Origin of the sequence: Streptomyces glaucus (assembly GCF_039533365.1) — a bacterium.
GTDB classification, from domain to species: Bacteria; Actinomycetota; Actinomycetes; order Streptomycetales; family Streptomycetaceae; genus Streptomyces; species Streptomyces glaucus.
Genome location: NZ_BAAATK010000144.1, coordinates 1 through 765 on the forward strand (window position 1 = coordinate 1; position 765 = coordinate 765).

At 80.0% G+C, this 765-nt stretch carries 1 pseudogene; it reads left to right on the plus strand.

The features are described 5' to 3' along the window. Positions 1 to 765, plus strand: a pseudogene (locus ABD363_RS32445) (hypothetical protein); the annotation flags it as partial.

The window sequence follows — 765 nt, forward strand, 5'->3', positions numbered from 1 at the left end:
CCGCCGTGACCGCGCTGGCCCGGCTCCACACCGCCGGCGTCCCGGTGGACTGGCCCGGCTTCTTCACCGGCACCGGCGCCCGCCGCGTCGACCTGCCCACCTACCCCTTCCAGCGCGCCCGCTACTGGCCCGAGGCCGCCGAACCGGTCACCCAGGGCTCCGGCGCGGACGCCGAGTTCTGGGCCGCCGTGGAACGCGAGGACCTGGAGTCCCTCGCCGGCCGCCTCGACGTGGCCCCCGAGACGCTCGACGCGATCGTGCCCGCGCTCTCCTCCTGGCGCAGCCGCAGCCGGACCCGGGCCACCGTCGACTCCTGGCGGCACCGCGCGACCTGGCAGCCGCTGACCGGCGCCGCGACGGGCCGCCGCGAGGGCACCTGGCTCGCCGTCCTGCCCGCCGGGGCGACGGCCGCGCCCTGGGCCCGCGCCGTCACCGACGCGCTCGGCCCGGACACCGCGCTGCTCGTCGCGGACACCACCGACCGCACCGAACTCGCCGAGCGTCTGCGGCGGTTCGCGCCGGGCGACGACACCGGCGCACCGCACGTCACCCGCGTCGTCTCCCTGCTCGCCGCCGACCCCGCCGTCCTCCCCGGCGGCGTCCCCGCCGGCCTGCCCGCCACGGCCCTGCTGCTGCAGGCCCTCGACGACGCCGGCCTCACCGCCCCCGTGTGGGCGGTGACCAGCGGCGCCGTCGCCACCGGCCCCGGGGACGACCCCGTCGATCCCCTCCAGGCCGCCCTGTGGGGCCTGGGCCGCGTCGCCG